12 protein-coding genes and 1 pseudogene are annotated in these 18144 nt (G+C 74.4%); 10 read left to right on the top strand and 3 right to left on the bottom strand.

Translation table 11 applies throughout. The features are described 5' to 3' along the window. Positions 1 to 32 precede the first annotated feature (32 nt). Both IE271_RS28730 and IE271_RS28725 read left to right on the top strand, forming a co-directional pair. On the top strand, positions 33 to 1451 hold the full coding sequence (locus IE271_RS28730; RefSeq protein ID WP_190193382.1) for an NAD(P)/FAD-dependent oxidoreductase: 1419 nt from the start codon (positions 33 to 35) through the stop codon (positions 1449 to 1451). A gap of 195 nt (positions 1452 to 1646) precedes the next feature. Continuing rightward, entirely contained in the window at positions 1647 to 2126 is a 480-nt protein-coding gene (locus IE271_RS28725; RefSeq protein WP_190193381.1) for a hypothetical protein, read from the top strand. 30 nt (positions 2127 to 2156) lie between these two features. Here the strand turns inward: IE271_RS28725 and IE271_RS28720 are convergent, their stop codons facing one another. Together IE271_RS28720 and gabT are read right to left on the bottom strand one after the other, a co-directional pair. Then, complete coding sequence (locus tag IE271_RS28720) at positions 2157 to 3047, bottom strand: phosphatase PAP2 family protein (protein ID WP_308435223.1); 891 nt, start codon at positions 3045 to 3047, stop codon at positions 2157 to 2159. A 274-nt stretch (positions 3048 to 3321) separates the two neighbouring features. Further along, positions 3322 to 4656 (bottom strand): 4-aminobutyrate--2-oxoglutarate transaminase, encoded by a 1335-nt coding sequence (gabT, locus tag IE271_RS28715; RefSeq protein ID WP_190193379.1) that lies wholly within the window; start codon positions 4654 to 4656, stop codon positions 3322 to 3324. 334 nt (positions 4657 to 4990) lie between these two features. On the opposite strand from gabT, the gene IE271_RS28710 reads away from it, so the two are divergent. The 4 genes and pseudogenes from IE271_RS28710 to IE271_RS28695 form a co-directional block, all read left to right on the top strand. Continuing rightward, positions 4991 to 7252, top strand: coding sequence for an ATP-binding protein (locus tag IE271_RS28710; RefSeq protein ID WP_229919618.1), 2262 nt, complete (start codon positions 4991 to 4993; stop codon positions 7250 to 7252). Positions 7253 to 7371: 119 nt separating this feature from the next. Then, complete coding sequence (locus IE271_RS28705) at positions 7372 to 9150, top strand: PucR family transcriptional regulator (RefSeq protein WP_190193377.1); 1779 nt, start codon at positions 7372 to 7374, stop codon at positions 9148 to 9150. Between the two features lie 237 nt (positions 9151 to 9387). Continuing rightward, positions 9388 to 10833, top strand: a complete 1446-nt coding sequence (locus tag IE271_RS28700; RefSeq protein ID WP_190193376.1) for an aldehyde dehydrogenase family protein — start codon at positions 9388 to 9390, stop codon at positions 10831 to 10833. Positions 10834 to 11097: 264 nt separating this feature from the next. Beyond that, positions 11098 to 11370: pseudogene (locus IE271_RS28695) on the top strand (GH12 family glycosyl hydrolase domain-containing protein); the annotation flags it as partial. 118 nt (positions 11371 to 11488) lie between these two features. Here IE271_RS28695 and IE271_RS28690 read toward each other — a convergent pair. Then, positions 11489 to 12502: a LacI family DNA-binding transcriptional regulator gene (locus IE271_RS28690; protein WP_190193375.1), complete on the bottom strand. Its 1014-nt coding sequence runs from the start codon at positions 12500 to 12502 to the stop codon at positions 11489 to 11491. Positions 12503 to 12837: 335 nt separating this feature from the next. Here IE271_RS28690 and IE271_RS28685 point away from each other — a divergent pair, with 335 nt between their 5' ends. From IE271_RS28685 to IE271_RS28670, 4 genes are all read left to right on the top strand, one after another. Then, positions 12838 to 14775, top strand: coding sequence for an acyl-CoA dehydrogenase family protein (locus IE271_RS28685; protein WP_190193374.1), 1938 nt, complete (start codon positions 12838 to 12840; stop codon positions 14773 to 14775). A gap of 386 nt (positions 14776 to 15161) precedes the next feature. Continuing rightward, positions 15162 to 16427: a 1-deoxy-D-xylulose-5-phosphate reductoisomerase gene (dxr, locus tag IE271_RS28680; protein WP_190193373.1), complete on the top strand. Its 1266-nt coding sequence runs from the start codon at positions 15162 to 15164 to the stop codon at positions 16425 to 16427. Continuing rightward, entirely contained in the window at positions 16424 to 17728 is a 1305-nt protein-coding gene (locus IE271_RS28675; RefSeq protein WP_190193372.1) for a M50 family metallopeptidase, read from the top strand. Before dxr ends, IE271_RS28675 begins: the two co-directional genes overlap by 4 nt. Positions 17729 to 17979: 251 nt before the next feature. Then, positions 17980 to 18144, top strand: a 165-nt coding sequence (locus IE271_RS28670) for a flavodoxin-dependent (E)-4-hydroxy-3-methylbut-2-enyl-diphosphate synthase (protein ID WP_373308855.1), incomplete at its 3' end; no start/stop codon positions are given.

The following is an 18144-nucleotide window of genomic DNA, read 5'->3' as shown; positions in this document are numbered from 1 at the left end:
AGCAGCTACGCATACGTGGGGAGTTGACAATCATGGCCCCGAGCGCCATGACCCGTTGGACCACATCCCTCTCCGACGTCCGGCCGGTGCCGTACTGGCTGGACGACCCCGGCAGGCCGCGCCCCGAGCCGGCCCTCACCGCGGCCGAGACCTGCGACCTCCTCGTCGTCGGCGGCGGCTACAGCGGACTGTGGACCGCGCTCCTGGCCAAGGAGCGCGACCCCGGCCGCGACGTCGTCCTCGTCGAGGGCCGTGAGGCGGGCTGGGCCGCCTCCGGCCGCAACGGCGGCTTCTGCGCCGCCTCCCTCACCCACGGACTCGCCAACGGACTCGCCCGCTGGCCGGACGAGATCGCCGTCCTAGAGGAGCTGGGCGCCCGCAACCTCGACGCGATCGAGGAGGCCGTCGCCCGGTACTCCCTCGACTGCGCCTTCGAGCGCACCGGCGAGATCGACGTCGCCACCGCGCCGCACCAGGCCGACGGGCTGCGGGAGTGGCACGCCCGCCTGCGCGGCCTCGGGCTGGCCGACGGCGTCGAGTTCCTGGACGCGGAGCAGGTGCGCGCCCAGGTCGACTCGCCGACCTTCCTGGCCGGCCTGTACGACCGCCGCGGCGTCGCCCTGCTGAACCCGGCCCGCCTGGCCTGGGGCCTCAAGCGCGCCTGCCTCTCCCTGGGCGTCCGGCTCTACGAGCACACACCCGCGCTCGGCCTGCGCGCGCACGGCGCCGGCCTGGCGGTCCGCACCCCGTACGGCGCCGTCCGCGCCCGGCAGGTGGCCCTCGGCACCAACGTCTTCCCGAACCTCGTCCGCCGCGTGCGCCCGTACACCGTCCCGGTCTACGACTACGCGCTGATGACCGAACCGCTCACACCCGGGCAGCTGGCCTCGATCGGCTGGCGCGGCCGCCAGGGTCTGGCGGACGCCGGCAACCGGTTCCACTACTTCCGGCTCTCGGCCGACCACCGCATCCTGTGGGGCGGCTACGACGCGGTGTACCCGTACCGGGGGCGGGTCCGCGCGGAGTACGACGACCGGCCGGAGACCTACGCCAAGCTCGCCGGGCACTTCTTCACCTGCTTCCCGCAGCTGGAGGGCGTCCGCTTCACCCACGCCTGGGGCGGCGCGATCGACACCTGCTCGCGCTTCTCGGCGTTCTTCGGGACCGCGCACCGCGGCCGGGTCGCCTACGCGGCCGGGTTCACCGGGCTCGGCGTGGGCGCGACCCGGTTCGGCGCCGACGTGATGCTCGACCTGCTGGCGGGCGCGCGCACGGAGCGGACGGCCCTGGAGATGGTCCGCACGAAACCGGTGCCGTTCCCGCCGGAGCCGTTCGCCTGGACCGGCATCGCCCTCACCCAGTGGTCGCTGGCCCGCGCGGACACCCACGGCGGCCGCCGCAACCTGTGGCTGCGCGCCATGGACCGCCTGGGCCTCGGCTTCGACTCCTGACGGGGGGCGCCGCGGGACAGGAGGCGGCCGGCGCCGGGCGGTCCGGGACGGCCGGCGCCGAGCGGTCCCGGCCGTCCTCCGCGATGTGATCCACTTCACGGGAAAGGGCGGACGTGACTCGCGTAATGCCCGGCCCCGGCCCCCCTCTCTCCTGTGTGGCGCGATCCGCGTCCGCAGACGAGAGGAAGGTTGGTCATGACTGGGACGACATCGGCCGCCGCGTGGCTGGCGTCCGCCGCCCCCGACCCCGCCGCGTGCCGCCGCGAGTGGCGGCACAACCCCCTCGGAGTCGCCCTGCTCCCGGCCGGGCGCCTCTGGGACGTGCTGATCCTCCCCGGCGACCTCGGCTGTGCCACGCTCGACGTGCTGACCCGCTGCGTCGGCCGGCCCGGTCCGGTCCTCGTCGACTTCGGCGACTCCCGCATGGGCTTCTTCGTGCCGCCGGGCACGGCGGCGCGCTGGCTGGGCACGGGCGTCCGCGGCGCGGGCGAGGGCACGTGGATCGTCGTGCCGTACCCCGGCGGCTCCGTCGGCACCGTCCGCTGGGTGGTGCTCCCGGACGGCTCGGGCACCCTCACGGACCCGGCCCTGCTCGAACTGGCGATGCACGAGGCGGCGGCCGTCCTGTCGGACGGTGCGGGGGAGAGGCGGGGCGGGCGGGGCGGCGGGACCTGAGGTGCGGCGGCGGCGCGGTGCCGGGGCCGGTCACTCCGGTGGCGCGCCGTCCGCCCGGTCCGGGTCCGGGTGCCGCTCCCGCCCGTGCCGGTCCGGGGCCGGCTGCTGTTCCCGCTGCTCGTGGCGCCGGTCGCGGTCGCGGGAGCGGCGGAGGTACGCGTCCAGCCCGATCAGCAGCATCGCGCTCAGCACCCAGCTCCCCAGCACGTCCAGCGGCCAGTGGTAGCCGCGCCGGACCAGACCCAGGCCGACGGCCGCGAGGAGGAGCGCGCAGCCGGCGGCCAGGCCGGACCGGACGAGGGCCCCGCGCGCCAGGGGGAGCAGGAGCAGGACCGCCGCCCCGTAGGCGACGGAGGAGGTGGCGGTGTGGCCGGACGGGAAGTAGCCGTCGCCGTCCGTGCCGGGCGGTCCCGGCCGGCCCACCGCCTCCTTGAGCGGCACGACCAGGGCGGGGACCAGGGCCATGAGGACCAGCGCGGCCACCGGGGGGAGCCACCAGCGGGGCAGGTCCGCCCGGCGGGCGCGCAGGGCGGCGCAGGCGCAGACGACAACCAGGACGGGGACGGCGACCGGGACGTTGCCCAGGTCGGCGAAGAACTCGGCGACGCGGTTCCACGCGCCTGCGCCGCCCGCGGCGGCGCTGCCGCCGTCCGCGACCGCCCGGCCCAGCCGCTCGTCGGCGCGCCGGACCGGGCCGTCGACGGCGACGGCCCCGGCGAGCAGGCAGAAGAGGAAGAGGAGGGCCAGGGCCGCGAGAGCGGCGGGACGCCCGGAGAACGCAGTCGGGCGCCCCGGAACAGGGGGGGAAGTTCCGGGGCGGCCGTCCAGATCGGTGTGCCGCGCGCCCCGGGGGGTTTGGGGCGGGCGGCCGTCCGATCGGTGAGGAGAACCGGAGCCGGAGGCTCCGGGTGTGTGCGCCAAGGCACGGCCGGGTCGAAGCTGGGGAGGCCCCGTCCCGATGTCGCCCACGGTCGCCCGTGAGCGGGGTGTATCTCTCATCTGGGTAGAACCTACGGCAGCCGGTGCGCGTCCGACAGACGCTTCGGCGTCCCGCCATCCACCTCGCACACCTTCTTCACACCCTCCGCGTCGGACCACCGCCGGCCCGGAACCGCACCACGGGCCCGCGGGACGCCTGCGGGGGTGTCCGCGGCACCGTCCGCAGGATCGCCCCCGGACATCCCCGGCACCGGCCTCACAGGCGGGCGAGCGACTGCTCCAGGATGTCGAGGCCCTCGTTCAGCAGGTCCTCGCCGATGACCAGCGGGGGCAGGAAGCGCAGCACGTTGCCGTAGGTGCCGCAGGTCAGGACGAGCAGCCCCTCCTGGTGGCAGGCCTTGGCCAGCGCGGCGGCCGCCTCGGGGTCCGGCTCCTTGGTCGCCGGGTCCTTGACCAGTTCGATGGCGATCATGGCGCCGCGGCCGCGGACCTCGCCGATGAGGCCGTACTTCTCCTGCATGGCGGTCAGACGGGTCTTCATGACCGACTCGATCCTCTTCGCCGCGGCGTTGAGGTCGAGCTCCTTCATGGTCTCGATGGCGCCGAGCGCGCCCGCGCAGGCCACCGGGTTGCCGCCGTACGTGCCGCCGAGGCCGCCGGAGTGCGCGGCGTCCATGATCTCGGCGCGGCCGGTGACGGCGGAGAGCGGCAGACCGCCCGCGATGCCCTTGGCGGTGGTGATCAGGTCCGGGACGATGCCCTCGTCCTCGCAGGCGAACCACTGGCCGGTGCGGCAGAAGCCGGACTGGATCTCGTCCGCGACGAAGACGATGCCGTGGTCCGTCGCGAACCGGCGGATCGCGGGCAGGAAGCCCTTGGCGGGCTCGATGAAGCCGCCCTCGCCGAGCACCGGCTCGATGATGACCGCCGCGACGTTCTCCGCGCCGATCTGCTTGGTGATCTGGTCGATGGCCTGCGCGGCGGCCTCCGGGCCCGCGTTCTCCGGGCCGGTCGGCCAGCGGTAGCCGTACGCCACCGGCACGCGGTAGACCTCGGGCGCGAACGGGCCGAAGCCGTGCTTGTACGGCATGTTCTTGGCGGTCAGCGCCATCGTGAGGTTGGTGCGGCCGTGGTAGCCGTGGTCGAAGACCACGACCGCCGTGCGCTTCGTGTACGCACGGGCGATCTTCACGGCGTTCTCGACGGCCTCGGCGCCCGAGTTGAACAGGGCCGACTTCTTGGCGTGGTCGCCCGGGGTCAGCTCGGCCAGCGCCTCGGCGACGGCCACGTAGCCCTCGTAGGGCGTGACCATGAAACAGGTGTGGGTGAAGTCGGCGAGCTGGGCGGAGGCCCGGCGCACCACGGCCTCGGCGGAGGCGCCGACGGAGGTCACGGCGATGCCGGAACCGAAGTCGATCAGCCGGTTGCCGTCGACGTCCTCGATGACGCCGCCGCTCGCGCGGGTGACGAAGACCGGCAGCGTGGAGCCCACGCCCTGCGCGACCGCGGCGGTGCGGCGGGCCTGCAGCTCCTGCGACTTCGGTCCGGGAATGGCGGTGACGACGCGGCGCTCCTGCGGAAGTGCGCTCATGAGGGGCTCCCTGGGGTCGGACGAACGGGCCCGGGTACGGACGCTCGGCTTCTTTTCCCCGCAGGCTAGGGCCGCGCGCGGGGGGCGGGCATGCTCCATGTGGGAGTCGTCGGCGTGCCGCGTTGTCCGCCGTGGACATAGCGCCGGGACGGGTGCGGCGGACGGTGCCGCGGCACGGGACGCCGGCGACCGGACCGGCGGGGCGACCTGCGCGTTCGGCCGGTGCGCCGGAGGTATTGCCGGGGACCGGCCGCGTATGGCTGAACTGCCCTTGCCGGGGCGTTAGATTGACTCGCGAACGACGTACGGAGCGGCTGGTCAGGGGGCAGAGGCGATGGACAGCGAGGGCACGCAGGACGCTCAGGGCGCGCACGCCGGGTCCGTGCCGCGCCCGGCGGGACCGCCGGACGTGCCACCCCGGCCCACCGGACCGCCGGGCCCGCCGCACCGCCCCGGGCACGGGGAGTCCGCCGTGCCGCCGGACGCGTGGGGTCGGCCTGGTTACGGGGAGCCTGCCGTGCCGCCGGGTTCGTCCGGGTACGGGGAGTCCGCTGTGCCGCCCCGGCCCGTGCAGGCGCCCGGCACGCCCCCGCCCCCGGACGGCTCCGCCTTCCTGGCGTGGCTGCGGACCCCGCGGCCCGAGGCGGCGCCCGGCGTGTGGCGCTTCGGGCACCGGCCGCGCCCCGAGGAGGAGCCCGAGGTCGTCCCGGCCCGGCAGCTGCTCACGGGCGCGCTGGTCGCTTTTCTCGTGGGCTGGCTGATCTGGTCGCTGCTGTGGAATGGGTATCTGGGCCAGTGGTGGCTGCTGCCCCTCCGGCTCCTCGCTCCGGATGCCTGGCTGAACGACGGCGGCTCGGTCGGCAGCGCGATCCTCTACAACGGTTACAGCCTGCTGGTCGTGCTGGTCATCGCGATCGGTGTCGGCCGGCTCGGCCGCTGGGACGAGGTGTGGCGGCGCTTCGTCGTCCCACGGCTGCAGCGTCGTCCGTCCGAGCCGACGGCCCCCGAGTCCCCGCAAGAGGATCCCGCCCAGTGGCCCGAACTCCGTGCCGCCGGAGCCGTCGACGCCGCCGAGCGGCTCGCCGCCGACGCCCGTACCGGGTTCATGCGCGACGTCGACCAGGCCCGTATCGCCCGCGCCTGGCAGGGCGTGCGCAGCGGCCGGCACAGCCTGGCCGCCTTCACCGGGGCCGTGCTGCGCGACGGCGCCGCCGCCTGCCCGCATCCCTCGGGCGACCGGGACCTGCCGGCCCGGCTCGCCCGGCACGACCTCGTCACCGGCCAGGTCCGGCTCGGCACCACCGCGGACGACCCCCGCAACCCGTACGCCTACCGCGGCACCGGCCTCGCCCTCGGGCCCGAGCTGCTCGCCACCTCGCTGGTCGCCGTCGGCCCCGCCGGGTCGGGCAAGACCGGGGACGTCGTGCGCCCGCTCGCGGAGTCGCTGTGCCTGCACGCGCTCGCCGGCCGGGCCGCCGTCGTGGTGGTCGGCGCGGCCGGTGCGGGCATCGGACCGGCCGACGCCTACGACGTCGTCGTGCGGATCGGGCACCCCGAGTCCGTGTACGACCTCGACCTGTACGGCGGGACCACCGACCCCGACGAGGCCGCCGCCGTGCTCGCCGAGGCCCTCGTCGGCGACCTGTCCGACCCGCACCCCGGCGGGGACAGCCGCCGCTCCACCACCGTGCTCGCCCAGCTGCTCGCCCCCTACCGCGCGGTCCACGGCCGCTTCCCCTCCGTGCCCGAGCTGCGCCGGCTCCTCGACGGTGCGCCCGGCCCGCTCGGCGCGCTGCGCAAGGCGCTGACCGAGGCCGGGCAGGAGGCCCTGCTGCGCGAGCTCGACGCCCGCGAGCGGCAGGCGAAGCAGCCCGGGGACCTCGGCGGCGTGCTCGCCGACCGGGTGGCGCTCCTCGACCGGCCCGCGTTCGCCGGCTTCTTCGACGCCTCCGGGCAGTCCCGGCCCTTCTCGCTGCGCTCCCTCGACCACCCCGTGCGGGTCCGCATCGACCTGCCCGAGCGCGGGCACGCCGACGCCTCGCGGATCCTGGCGCGGTTGGTGCTCGCCCAGTTCACGGCCAGTGTCGCGGTGCGCGAGGACCGCTCGCTCTTCGCCTGCCTGGTGCTGGACGAGGCGGCGGGCGTCGTGACCCCCGAGGCCGTCCGCGGCATCCAGCGGCTGCGGTCCGCCAACGCGGGCGTCGTGCTGACCCTGCGCACCCTCGACGACGTGCCCCGCGCGCTGCGCTCGCCCCTGCTGGGCGCGGCCGGCTGCCGGATGGCGCTGTCCGGGCTCACCCCCTGGGACGGGCAGGACTTCGCCGAGGTCTGGGGCAAGGAGTGGATCGAGGCGCGCGACGTCACCGACCGGCAGATCATCGCCGAGACCCCGCTGGGCAAGACCGTGCACGTACTGCGGCGCGTGATCACCGGGAACGCGCCGACCGCGCGCGCCGTCACCGTGCGCCAGGTCGAGCGCGAGCGCTGGTCCGCGTCCGAACTGGCGCACGCGGTGCCCCCGGGACACGCGGTGCTCTCGCTCACCACCGCGCGCGGGGAGCACGCGCCCCCGCTTCTGGTGCACCTGCGCAGCTGAGCCGGTCGAGTCCGGCGATGCGTACAGTGAGGCAGAATCGACACAGGTCGTTCATACGGGGCGGCCAAAGGATCACCTCCCCGTGACCGCCGACGAACCTGTGAAGACCTGAAGGCCCCATGCCCCCCACGCTCGCCTCGCTCGTCCACCACTCGGCGCTGAAGCTCACCGTGCGCGCGGGCGGGGACCGTCTGGAGGCCCCCGTCCGCTGGGTCCACGCCAGCGAGCTGGCCGACCCCGTGCCGTACATGGAGGGCGGGGAGCTGCTGCTGATCACCGCCCTCAAGCTGGACGCGGAGGACCCCGCGGCCATGCGGCGCTATGTGAAGCGGCTGGTGGGGGCCGGGGTGGTGGGCCTCGGCTTCGCCGTCGGGGTCAACTACGACGACATCCCCCAGGCACTCGTCGACGCGGCGGCGGACGAGGGGCTGCCGCTGCTGGAAGTACCGCGCCGCACCCCGTTCCTCGCCATCAGCAAGGCCGTCTCCGCCGCCATCGCCGCCGACCAGTACCGCGCCGTGACGGCGGGCTTCGCCGCCCAGCGCGAACTCACCCGGCAGGCCCTGAACGCGGGGCCCGAGGGGCTGCTCGCCGCGCTCGCCGCCCAGGTCGACGGCTGGGCCGCGCTCTACGACGCGTCCGGCGCCGTGGTCGCCGCCGCGCCGGAGTGGGCGGGACGGCGGGCCGCACGCCTCACCCCCGACGTGGAGCGGCTGCGCGAGCGGGCCGCGCCCGCCAGCTCCGTCGTCGCGGGCCGCGCCGGGAACGGCGAGGACCGCGTCGAACTGCACACCCTGGGCACCGGGCGCCGGGCCCGCGCCGCGCTCGCCGTCGGCACCGCCGCCGCCCCGGGCACCGCCGAGCGCTACGCCGTGCACTCCGCGATCGCCCTGCTCACACTCGTCACCGAGCGCTCGCGCTCGCTGCACGCCGCCGAGCAGCGGCTCGCCGCGGCCGTGCTGCGGATGCTGCTCGCCGGACAGCCGGACCACGCGCGCGCGGTCGCCGGGGACCTGTACGGAGAGCTGCTGGACGCCCCGTACCGGATGATCCTCGCCGAGCCGGTACCGGCGCCGGGGGCGGGGGCCGGGCAGGCGGGGACCGGTCCGGGAAGAGGGCCCGGCCGGGCCGCGGCGCCGGGGCCCGCGCCGGCGTCCGGGCCCGCGTCGGTGTCGGCCCCGGCTCCGGCGGCGAAGGGCGTACGGGCCGGTGCCGTGAACGGGACGCCCCCGACGGTCCCCGCGCCGGCCGCCGCAGCGGACGATCCGCTGGACGCGCTCGCCGAGGTCGTGGAGGCGGCGGCCGGGCGGTCCGGCGAGGCCGCCCTGGTGGTGCCGGACGGCGAGCGGCTCGTGGTGCTCGCCGCGGACGGCGGCGCGGTGGTGGCGGCCTGTGCCGCGTACGCCGGGTCGCTCGGCGGGGCGCACGGCGGCCGGGGCGCCGGCCGCGCGCCGGGCGGCGAGGAGGCCGGACTGCTGGTCGGGATGTCGGCGCCGGCCGGCCCGATCGCCGCCGCGGCCGCGTACAAGCAGGCCGAGCAGGCGCTGACGGTGGCCCGGCGGCGCGGCCGGGTGCTCGTCGAGCACGACGAGCTGGCGGCCGGGTCCGTGCTGCCGCTGCTCGCGGACGACGCCGTGCGGGCCTTCGCGGACGGGCTGCTGCGGGCGCTGTACGAGCACGACGCGACCGGCCGGGGCGATCTCGTGGCCTCGCTGCGCGCCTGGCTGTCCCGCCACGGCCAGTGGGACGCGGCCGCCGCGGACCTCGGGGTGCACCGGCACACGCTCCGGTACCGGATGCGGCGGGTGGAGGAGATCCTCGGCCGCTCGCTGGACGACCCGGACGTGCGCATGGAGCTGTGGCTGGCCCTGAAGACGACGACGGCCGAGACGCCGTAGCCCTCTTGCGAGCCCGCCGGCCCCGGCACGCCTGCCAGCCCCTGTACGGCCGCCCGTTCGCCCGCTGCCGGGCGGCGGTGTGCGCCAAAGCGTAGTGCCGGCGTCGGGCAGTGCTACGTCCCGGACAAACGATCCCCGGGCGGGGCGGTCATACGGTGGGGGAGACCCCCGCCGTGACCCGTGTCCGGGGACGCGGGGGAGAACCCCGTCGCATTCGAGAAGGGCCGGGACCCGCCAATGACCTCCACCCACGCCTTCTGGCTCGCCGGCCGCAGGGCCGACGGCGAGACCACCTTCGACGTCACCTCCCCCTGGGACGGCCGGCTCGTCGGCAAGGTGAGCGTCCCGACCGACGCCCAGGTCGAGGAGGCCGTCGCCGCCGCGTACGCCGTGCGGGACGAGTTCGCCGCCACCCCGGCCCACGTGCGCGCCGCCGCCCTCGACCACGTCTCGCGGCGCCTGGCGGAGCGGACCGAGGAGATCGCGCGGCTGATCTCCGCCGAGAACGGCAAGCCGGTCAAATGGGCGCGCGGCGAGGTCGGCCGGGCGGTGTCGGTGTTCCGGTTCGCCGCCGAGGAGGCCCGCCGGTTCAACGGCGGCGAGGCGCAGCGGCTCGACACCGACGCGGGCGGCCAGGGCCGGCTCGCGCTCACCCGCCGCTTCCCCAAGGGCGTCGTACTGGGCATCGCGCCCTTCAACTTCCCGCTCAACCTCTGCGCCCACAAGGTCGCCCCGGCGATCGCCGCCGGCGCCCCGATCGTCCTGAAGCCGGCGCCCGCCACCCCGCTGTCCGCCCTGCTCATCGGCGAGCTGCTGGCCGAGACCGAGCTGCCCGCCGGCTCCTGGAGCATCCTGCCGGTCCCCAACGACCGCATGCCCGCCCTGGTCCAGGACGAGCGGCTGCCGGTCATCTCCTTCACCGGGTCCGAGAAGGTCGGTTACTCGATCATGGACTCGGTGCCGCGCAAGCACTGCACGCTGGAGCTGGGCGGCAACGGCGCCGCGGTCGTGCTCGCCGACTGGGCGAGCGACGAGGACCTGGACCTGGCCGCCGCCCGCATCGCCACCTTCTCCAACTACCAGGGCGGCCAGTCCTGCATCTCCGTGCAGCGCGTGATCGCCGACGCCTCGGTGTACGACCGACTGCTGCCCCGTGTCGTCGCGGCCGTCGAGGCCCAGGTCACCGGCGACCCGTCGGACGACGCCACGGACGTCGGCCCGCTGGTGAGCGAGGACGCCGCCCGCCGCGTGGAGTCCTGGGTCGACGAGGCCGCCGCGGCCGGCGCGCAGGTGCTGACCGGCGGCAAGCGCGACGGCGCCTCCTACGCCCCCACCGTGCTGACCGGTGTGCCGGCGGACGCCACCCTCGCCTGCGAGGAGGTCTTCGGCCCGGTCCTGACCGTGCAGAAGGTGGACGGCGAGGCCGAGGCCTTCGCCGCCGTCAACGACTCCAAGTACGGCCTCCAGGCGGGCGTGTTCACCCACGACGTGCGGACCGCCTTCCGGGCGCACCGCGCCCTGGAGGTCGGCGGCGTGATCATCGGCGACGTGCCGTCCTACCGCGCCGACCAGATGCCGTACGGCGGCGCCAAGCAGTCCGGCGTCGGCCGCGAGGGCGTGCGGTTCGCCATGGAGGACTACACCTACGAGCGGGTGCTCGTGCTGACGGGGCTCGCCCTCTGAGGCCCGACAGGTACCCGGCGGGGTCCTGAACCGCGGCGACGGCCGGTGTCCGCGAGATGCGGCGCCGGCCGTCGCCGTCCGCGCGGGACGCCGCGGGCGGACACGGCAACCTTTCCGCCCCGGGCGGCGACAGCAGCACGCGTCACACGGCGCACGTCACCTGTCACGCGTCACCCGCGGAAGGGACACCCTCATGCGCCACTCCCGGTCCCGTACCCGGTCCCTCCGCACGCGGCCCCCACGCGCCCCGGAGGCACCGCGCACGTCGGCACCTCGCAGGACACCGTCACGCTCGGCGGCCACACCTGGACCGTTCACAAGGGGAACAACGGCGCCAACGAGGTCCTCTCGTTCCTGCGCACCTCGGACTCGTCCTCCGGCACGGTGAACATCCTGCCGATCCTGAAGTGGATCAAGGACACCAAGGGCTGGCGGGGCAACGAGACCATCGGCGACGTGCAGTTCGGCTACGAGATCACGTCGTCCTCGGGCGGGCTCGACTTCACCACCGACAACCTTACGGTGAACAGCAGTTGATCCCCGTACGTACGTAGACAGCGGCAGGGGTGCGGCCGGCCTCCCCCAGGGGCGGCCGCACCCCTGCCGGCCGCACGGGTCCGGGCCCGGTCAGGAGGAGAGCCGGTGCCGGCCCCGTTCAGGAGGAGACCGGTGCCGGGCCCGAGCTCGCGCGGACCGTCAGCCGCGGCGCGATCAGGTCCACCTCGCCGGCCTCCCGGCCGTTCAGCCGGGCCACCAGGTGCTCCACCGCGCTCCGGCCCATCTCCTGCGCGGGGACGGACACCGAGGTCAGCCGTACCGACGCCTGGGTGGCGACCTGGTCGGGGCAGACCGCGACCACCGACACGTCCTCCGGCACCGCCCGGCCCTGCTGGCGCAACAGCGCGAGCAGCGGCTCCACCGCGGACTCGTTCTGCACGACGAAGCCCGTGGTGCTCGGCCGCTCGTCGAAGATCCGCGCCAGCGTCACCGCCATCGCGTCGTACCCGCCCTCGCAGGGGCGGTGCAGCAGCCGCAGGCCCAGCTCCCGGCTGCGCGAGCGCACCCCGTCGAGCGTGCGCTCCGCGAAGCCCGTGTGCCGCTCGTACACCGCGGGCGCCTCGCCGATGACGGCGATGTCCCGGTGCCCCAGCATCGCCAGGTGCTCGGCGCACAGTGCGCCCGTCGCCCCGAAGTCGAGGTCGACGCAGGTCAGCCCGGTGGTGTCGGCGGGCAGCCCGATCAGGACGGAGGGCCGCTCGGTGGCGCGCAGCAGCGGCAGCCGCTCGTCGTCGAGCTCCACGTCCATCAGGATCATCGCGTCGGCCAGCCCGCTGCCGGTGACCCGGCGCACCGCGTCGGGGCCCTCCTCGCCGGTGAGCAGCAGTACGTCGTACCCGTGCGTACGGGCCCTGGTGGTGACCGCGATGGCGATCTCCATCATCACCGGTACGTACATGTCGGTGCGCAGCGGGATCATCAGCGCGATGATGTTGGACCGGCTGCTGGCCAGCGCCCGGGCGCCCGCGTTGGGGTGGTAGCCCAGCTCCGCGATGCTGCGCTCGACGCGCTGCCGGGTGCCGGCGGAGATGGACCGCTTGCCGCTGAGGACGTAGCTCACCGTGCTCGCCGAGACTCCGGCGTGCCGGGCTACCTCGGCGAGAGTGACCACAGGGTCCTCCACTGGTGGGCGAAGCGCTTCGACGAAAGGCGCCACGGATGTCGGCAGGGGTGGAAGTGGCTAGACCTTAGTCCTGCGCACCAGCGGTGTCCAGAGCCCGTCGAAGCGCTTCGATGCACACGGACCGCCCGGCGGCATCCGTCCGCCCTTCGCGCGATGTCGCCCGCCGGGCGGGCGCCGACCGTACGGGACGAGTATCGGCTCCCGCCGCCGGAGCGCGCGCAAGGGGTGGTCGCCATGCCCGGAATCAGGTAAATACGATCGAGTAGCACCGGTCGGTAACCAACTGGGCCGGTGATCCCGACTCGCGGCGAGGTGAGCCCTCAATGTCCGCACCAACTTCCAAGCCCGCCGTCACCGAGCGCGAGGCCCGCCAGGTGGCGGAGGCCGCGCGCGAACAGGACTGGCGCAAACCGAGCTTCGCCAAGGAGCTGTTCCTCGGCCGCTTCCGGCTCGACCTGATCCACCCGCACCCCGTGCCGTCCGACGAGGCGGCCCAGCGCGGCGAGGAGTTCCTGGCCAAGCTGCGCGACTTCTGCGAGACGAAGGTCGACCCCGCGCGCATCGAGCGCGAGGCGCGGATCCCCGACGAGACCGTGGCGGGCCTCAAGGAGATCGGCGCCCTCGGCATGAAGATCGACCTCCGGTACGGCGGCCTCGGGCTGACGCAGGTGTACTACAACAAGGCGCTGGCCCTGGCCGGCTCCGTGAGCCCCGCCATCGGCGCCCTGCTGTCGGCGCACCAGTCGATCGGCGTACCCCAGCCGCTCAAGCTGTTCGGCACCCAGGAGCAGAAGGACGCGTTCCTGCCGCGCTGCGCCCGCACCGACATCTCCGCCTTCCTGCTGACCGAACCCGATGTGGGCTCGGACCCGGCGCGCCTCGCCACCACGGCCGTACCCGACGGGGACGACTACGTCCTGGACGGCGTGAAGCTGTGGACCACCAACGGCGTGGTCGCCGACCTGCTCGTCGTCATGGCCCGCGTCCCGCGCTCGCCGGGGCACAGGGGAGGCATCACCGCCTTCGTCGTCGAGGCCGCGGCCGAGGGCGTCACCGTGGAGAACCGCAACGCCTTCATGGGGCTGCGCGGCCTGGAGAACGGCGTCACCCGCTTCCACCGGGTGCGCGTCCCCGCCGCCAACCGCATCGGTCCGGAGGGTTCCGGCCTCAAGATCGCGCTGACCACGCTGAACACCGGCCGGCTGTCGCTGCCCGCCATGTGCGCGGGCGCGGGCAAGTGGTGTCTGAAGATCGCCCGCGAGTGGGGCGCGGTCCGCGAGCAGTGGGGCAAACCGGTCGCCCGCCACGAGGCCGTGGGCAGCAAGGTCTCCTTCATCGCGGCGACGACCTTCGCCCTGGAGGCCGTGGTCGACCTGGCCAGCCAGATGGCCGACGAGGACCGCAACGACATCCGCATCGAGGCCGCCCTCGCCAAGCTGTACGGCTCCGAGATGGCCTGGCTGATGGCCGACGAGCTGGTGCAGATCCGCGGCGGCCGCGGCTACGAGACCGCCGAGTCGCTCGCGGCCCGCGGCGAACGCGCCGTCCCCGCCGAGCAGATGCTGCGCGACCTGCGCATCAACCGCATCTTCGAGGGCTCCACGGAGATCATGCACCTGCTGATCGCCCGCGAGGCGGTCGACGCGCACCTGTCCGTGGCCGGCGACCTCATCGACCCCGAGAAGACTTTCGCGGACAAGGCGAGGGCGGGGGCCGACGCCGGTGTCTTCTACGCCCGCTGGCTGCCGAAGCTGGTCGCCGGGGCCGGACAGCTGCCGCGCGCGTACGCCGACTTCCACCCGGCCGGGCACGTCGACCTCTCCGGGCACCTGCGCTACGTGGAGCGCAGCGCCCGCAAGCTGGCCCGCTCCACCTTCTACGCCATGTCGCGCTGGCAGGGACGGATGGAGACCAAGCAGGGCTTCCTCGGGCGGATCGTCGACATCGGCGCCGAGCTGTTCGCGATGAGCGCGGCCTGCGTCCGCGCCGAGCTGCTGCGCACGACGGAGCCGCACGGCCGGGAGGCGTACCAGCTCGCCGACGCCTTCTGCCGGCAGGCCCGGATCCGCGCCGAGGAGCTGTTCGGCCGGCTGTGGACCAACACCGACGACACCGACCACAAGGTCGTCGAGGGCGTCCTGACGGGCACGTACGCCTGGCTGGAGCAGGGTGTCCTCGACCCGTCGGGCGACGGCCCGTGGATCGCGGACGCGGCCCCCGGCCCGACGGAGCGGGACAACGTCCACCGGCCCATCCGCTGACGCGGACGCCGGGCGCGGGTGCGCGGGGCGCGCCCGGCCGGGGAACGGCACGCTCCTCCCGGCCGGGACGGCGCCCCGCGCACCCGTCCCGCGCTCGTCTCCCGTGCCGGTCCGGCGCTCGCGTCCCACGCCGCCGGTCCCGTGCCGGTCCCGCGGCAGCGCACCGGACCGGCCGCGGAGCAGCGCACCGGACGGGCCCGGTGCGGCGTCCCGGCCCCGCGGCCCGCGGCGACCGGGCCCCCGCAGTTTCCGGCTCCGGCCTGTGCGGTTTCCGGCTTCCGCCGCAGGCCCGCCCGGCCCCGCCCGCCGTCCCACGCGGCTCGCCGGTCCGGTCGGTACGGGACACCGTGTCCTGACGGACAGGTGTTGCGGCAACAATGGGGGGCATGAGCGACAGTCCTGCCCCCCTCGCCGACCCGCACCTCGTCTTCGACCCCGTGGACGGAGTGCGCGACGTCGTGATCCTCGGCTCCACCGGGTCCATCGGCACCCAGGCCATCGACCTCGTGCTGCGCAACCCGGACCGGTTCGAGGTCACCGCCCTCTCCGCCGCGGGCGGCCGGGTGGGACTCCTCGCCGAGCAGGCCCGCCGGCTGCGCGTGCGCACCGTGGCGGTCGCCCGCGAGGACGCCGTACCGGCGCTGCGCGAGGCCCTCGCCGCGCAGTACGACGGGACGGGCGAGCCGCTCCCCGAGATCCTGGCCGGGCCGGACGCGGCCTCGGAGATCGCCGCCTCCGCCTGCCACACGGTTCTCAACGGCATCACCGGGTCCATCGGCCTCGCGCCGACCCTCGCCGCCCTGAAGGCCGGCCGCACCCTCGCGCTCGCCAACAAGGAGTCGCTCATCGTCGGCGGCCCGCTGGTCAAGGCCCTCGCCAAGCCGGGCCAGATCATCCCGGTCGACTCCGAGCACGCCGCGCTCTTCCAGGCCCTGGCCGCCGGCACCCGCGCCGACGTGCGCAAACTGGTCGTCACCGCCTCCGGCGGCCCCTTCCGGGGACGGACGAAGGCCGAGCTCGCCGACGTCACGCCCGAGGACGCCCTCGCCCACCCCACCTGGGCCATGGGCCCCGTCATCACCGTGAACTCCGCCACCCTCGTCAACAAGGGCCTGGAGGTCATCGAGGCGCACCTGCTGTACGACATCCCCTTCGACCGGATCGAGGTGGTCGTGCACCCGCAGTCCTACGTCCACTCCATGGTCGAGTTCACCGACGGCTCCACGCTCGCCCAGGCCACGCCGCCCGACATGCGCGGCCCCATCGCCGTCGGCTTGGGCTGGCCGGAGCGCGTCCCGGACGCCGCCCCCGCCTTCGACTGGACGAAGGCCTCCAGCTGGGAGTTCTTCCCGCTGGACGACGAGGCGTTCCCGTCCGTGGGGCTGGCCCGGCACGTCGGACAGCTCGCGGGGACGGCTCCGGCGGTGTTCAATGCCGCCAACGAGGAGTGCGTCGACGCGTTCCTGAACGGCGCCCTGCCGTTCAACGGCATCATGGAGACCGTGACACAGGTGGTCGCCGAGCACGGCACACCGCGCACGGGAACCTCGCTGACCGTCGCGGACGTCCTCGAGGCGGAGACCTGGGCACGCGCCCGGGCCCGTGAACTGACCCGGACGACGGCGAAGAAGACCGCGGAGGCCCGTGCATGACGACCCTGATGATGATCCTCGGCATAGTCGTCTTCGTGGTCGGGCTGCTCATCTCGATCGCCTGGCACGAGCTGGGGCATCTGTCGACGGCCAAGCTCTTCGGCATCCGCGTGCCGCAGTACATGGTGGGCTTCGGCCCGACGATCTTCTCGAGGAAGAAGGGCGAGACCGAGTACGGGGTCAAGGCGATCCCGCTCGGCGGCTACATCCGCATGATCGGCATGTTCCCGCCCGGCCCCGACGGCCGGGTCGAGGCCCGTTCGACCTCGCCGTTCCGCGGCATGATCGAGGACGCCCGGTCCGCCGCGTTCGAGGAGCTGCAGCCCGGCGACGAGAAGCGGCTCTTCTACACGCGCGCGCCCTGGAAGCGCGTCATCGTCATGTTCGCCGGGCCGTTCATGAACCTGGTGCTCGCCGTCGTGATCTTCTTCGGCGTGATGATGACCTTCGGGGTGCAGACCCAGACCACCACGGTCGGCAAGATCTCCGACTGCGTCATCCAGCAGAGCGAGAACCGCACGAAGTGCCAGGACGACGACCAGGCCGCCCCGGCCAGGGCGGCGGGCCTGAAGGCGGGCGACAAGATCGTCGCGTTCGACGGCAAGGCCGTCACCGACTGGTCCGCGCTCCAGTCCGACATCCGGTCCAAGCCCGGCGAGGACGTCACGATCACCGTCGAGCGCGGGGGCGAGCGGCTCGACCTGTCGGCCCACCTGATCCGCAACCAGGTCAGCAAGACCGACGGCGACGGCAACTACGTCGAGGGCGAGTACGTGTACGCCGGGTTCCTCGGCTTCACGCCCGCCTCCGGCATCGTCCAGCAGTCCTTCGGGCAGTCCGTGGACCGCATGGGCGACATGATGGAGAACGGCGTCGAGTCGCTGATCTCGCTGCCCTCCAAGATCCCCGCCCTGTGGGACGCGGCCTTCGGCGACGGCCCGCGCGAGCCGGACTCCCCGATGGGCGTGGTCGGCGCCGCGCGCGTGGGCGGCGAGGTCTTCACGCTGGACATCCCGCCGACCCAGCAGATCGCGATGATGCTGCTGCTCGTCGCGGGCTTCAACCTCTCGCTGTTCCTGTTCAACATGCTGCCGCTGCTGCCGCTGGACGGCGGGCACATCGCCGGCGCCCTGTGGGAGGCGCTGCGGCGGAACACGGCGAAGGTGCTGAGGCGGCCCGACCCGGGCCCGTTCGACGTCGCGAAGCTGATGCCCGTCGCCTACGTGGTGGCCGGGATCTTCGTCTGCTTCACGATCCTCGTGCTCATCGCGGACGTGGTGAACCCCGTCAGGATCTCCTGACGCGGTGATGCCCCGGGAGGACGCGGCGCGGTCCTGAGAGGCCGCCGGGAGACGGGCGGTCCGGCACGGCCGGGCCGCCCGTCGTCATGCCCGCGATACCCCGTGGTCGGACGCGGTATACCCGCCCGCCCCCCATCGGGTGGACCTTCCGAGGGCATGTGCCTGCGCCTTCGGAGGTGCCGTAATCTCGATGCTTGGAGCCCGTCAGCTTTCGGGACCGACCGAATCCTTACCTTGGGGTTGCACAGCAGATGACTGCGATTTCTCTCGGCATGCCGTCCGTACCGATCAAGCTCGCCGAGCGCCGGAAGAGCCGGCAGATCCAGGTCGGGACCGTGGCCGTGGGCGGGGACGCGCCTGTCTCGGTGCAGTCGATGACGACGACGCGGACGTCGGACATCGGGGCGACGCTGCAG

Origin of the sequence: Streptomyces minutiscleroticus, from assembly GCF_014650875.1 — a bacterium.
Taxonomy (GTDB): Bacteria; Actinomycetota; Actinomycetes; order Streptomycetales; family Streptomycetaceae; genus Streptomyces; species Streptomyces minutiscleroticus.
The sequence above is the reverse complement of the archived record's forward strand: the minus strand, read 5'-3'. Positions and strand labels throughout refer to the sequence as shown.

Excerpts from the sequence above, each read along its gene's own strand:
- IE271_RS28730 (WP_190193382.1), top strand. The coding sequence starts at position 33 with ATGGCCCCGAGCGCCATGACCCGTTGGACCACATCCCTCTCCGACGTC.
- IE271_RS28725 (WP_190193381.1), top strand. The coding sequence starts at position 1,647 with ATGACTGGGACGACATCGGCCGCCGCGTGGCTGGCGTCCGCCGCCCCC.
- gabT (WP_190193379.1), bottom strand. The coding sequence starts at position 4,656 with ATGAGCGCACTTCCGCAGGAGCGCCGCGTCGTCACCGCCATTCCCGGA.
- IE271_RS28710 (WP_229919618.1), top strand. The coding sequence starts at position 4,991 with ATGGACAGCGAGGGCACGCAGGACGCTCAGGGCGCGCACGCCGGGTCC.
- IE271_RS28705 (WP_190193377.1), top strand. The coding sequence starts at position 7,372 with ATGCCCCCCACGCTCGCCTCGCTCGTCCACCACTCGGCGCTGAAGCTC.
- IE271_RS28700 (WP_190193376.1), top strand. The coding sequence starts at position 9,388 with ATGACCTCCACCCACGCCTTCTGGCTCGCCGGCCGCAGGGCCGACGGC.
- IE271_RS28685 (WP_190193374.1), top strand. The coding sequence starts at position 12,838 with ATGTCCGCACCAACTTCCAAGCCCGCCGTCACCGAGCGCGAGGCCCGC.
- dxr (WP_190193373.1), top strand. The coding sequence starts at position 15,162 with ATGAGCGACAGTCCTGCCCCCCTCGCCGACCCGCACCTCGTCTTCGAC.
- IE271_RS28675 (WP_190193372.1), top strand. The coding sequence starts at position 16,424 with ATGACGACCCTGATGATGATCCTCGGCATAGTCGTCTTCGTGGTCGGG.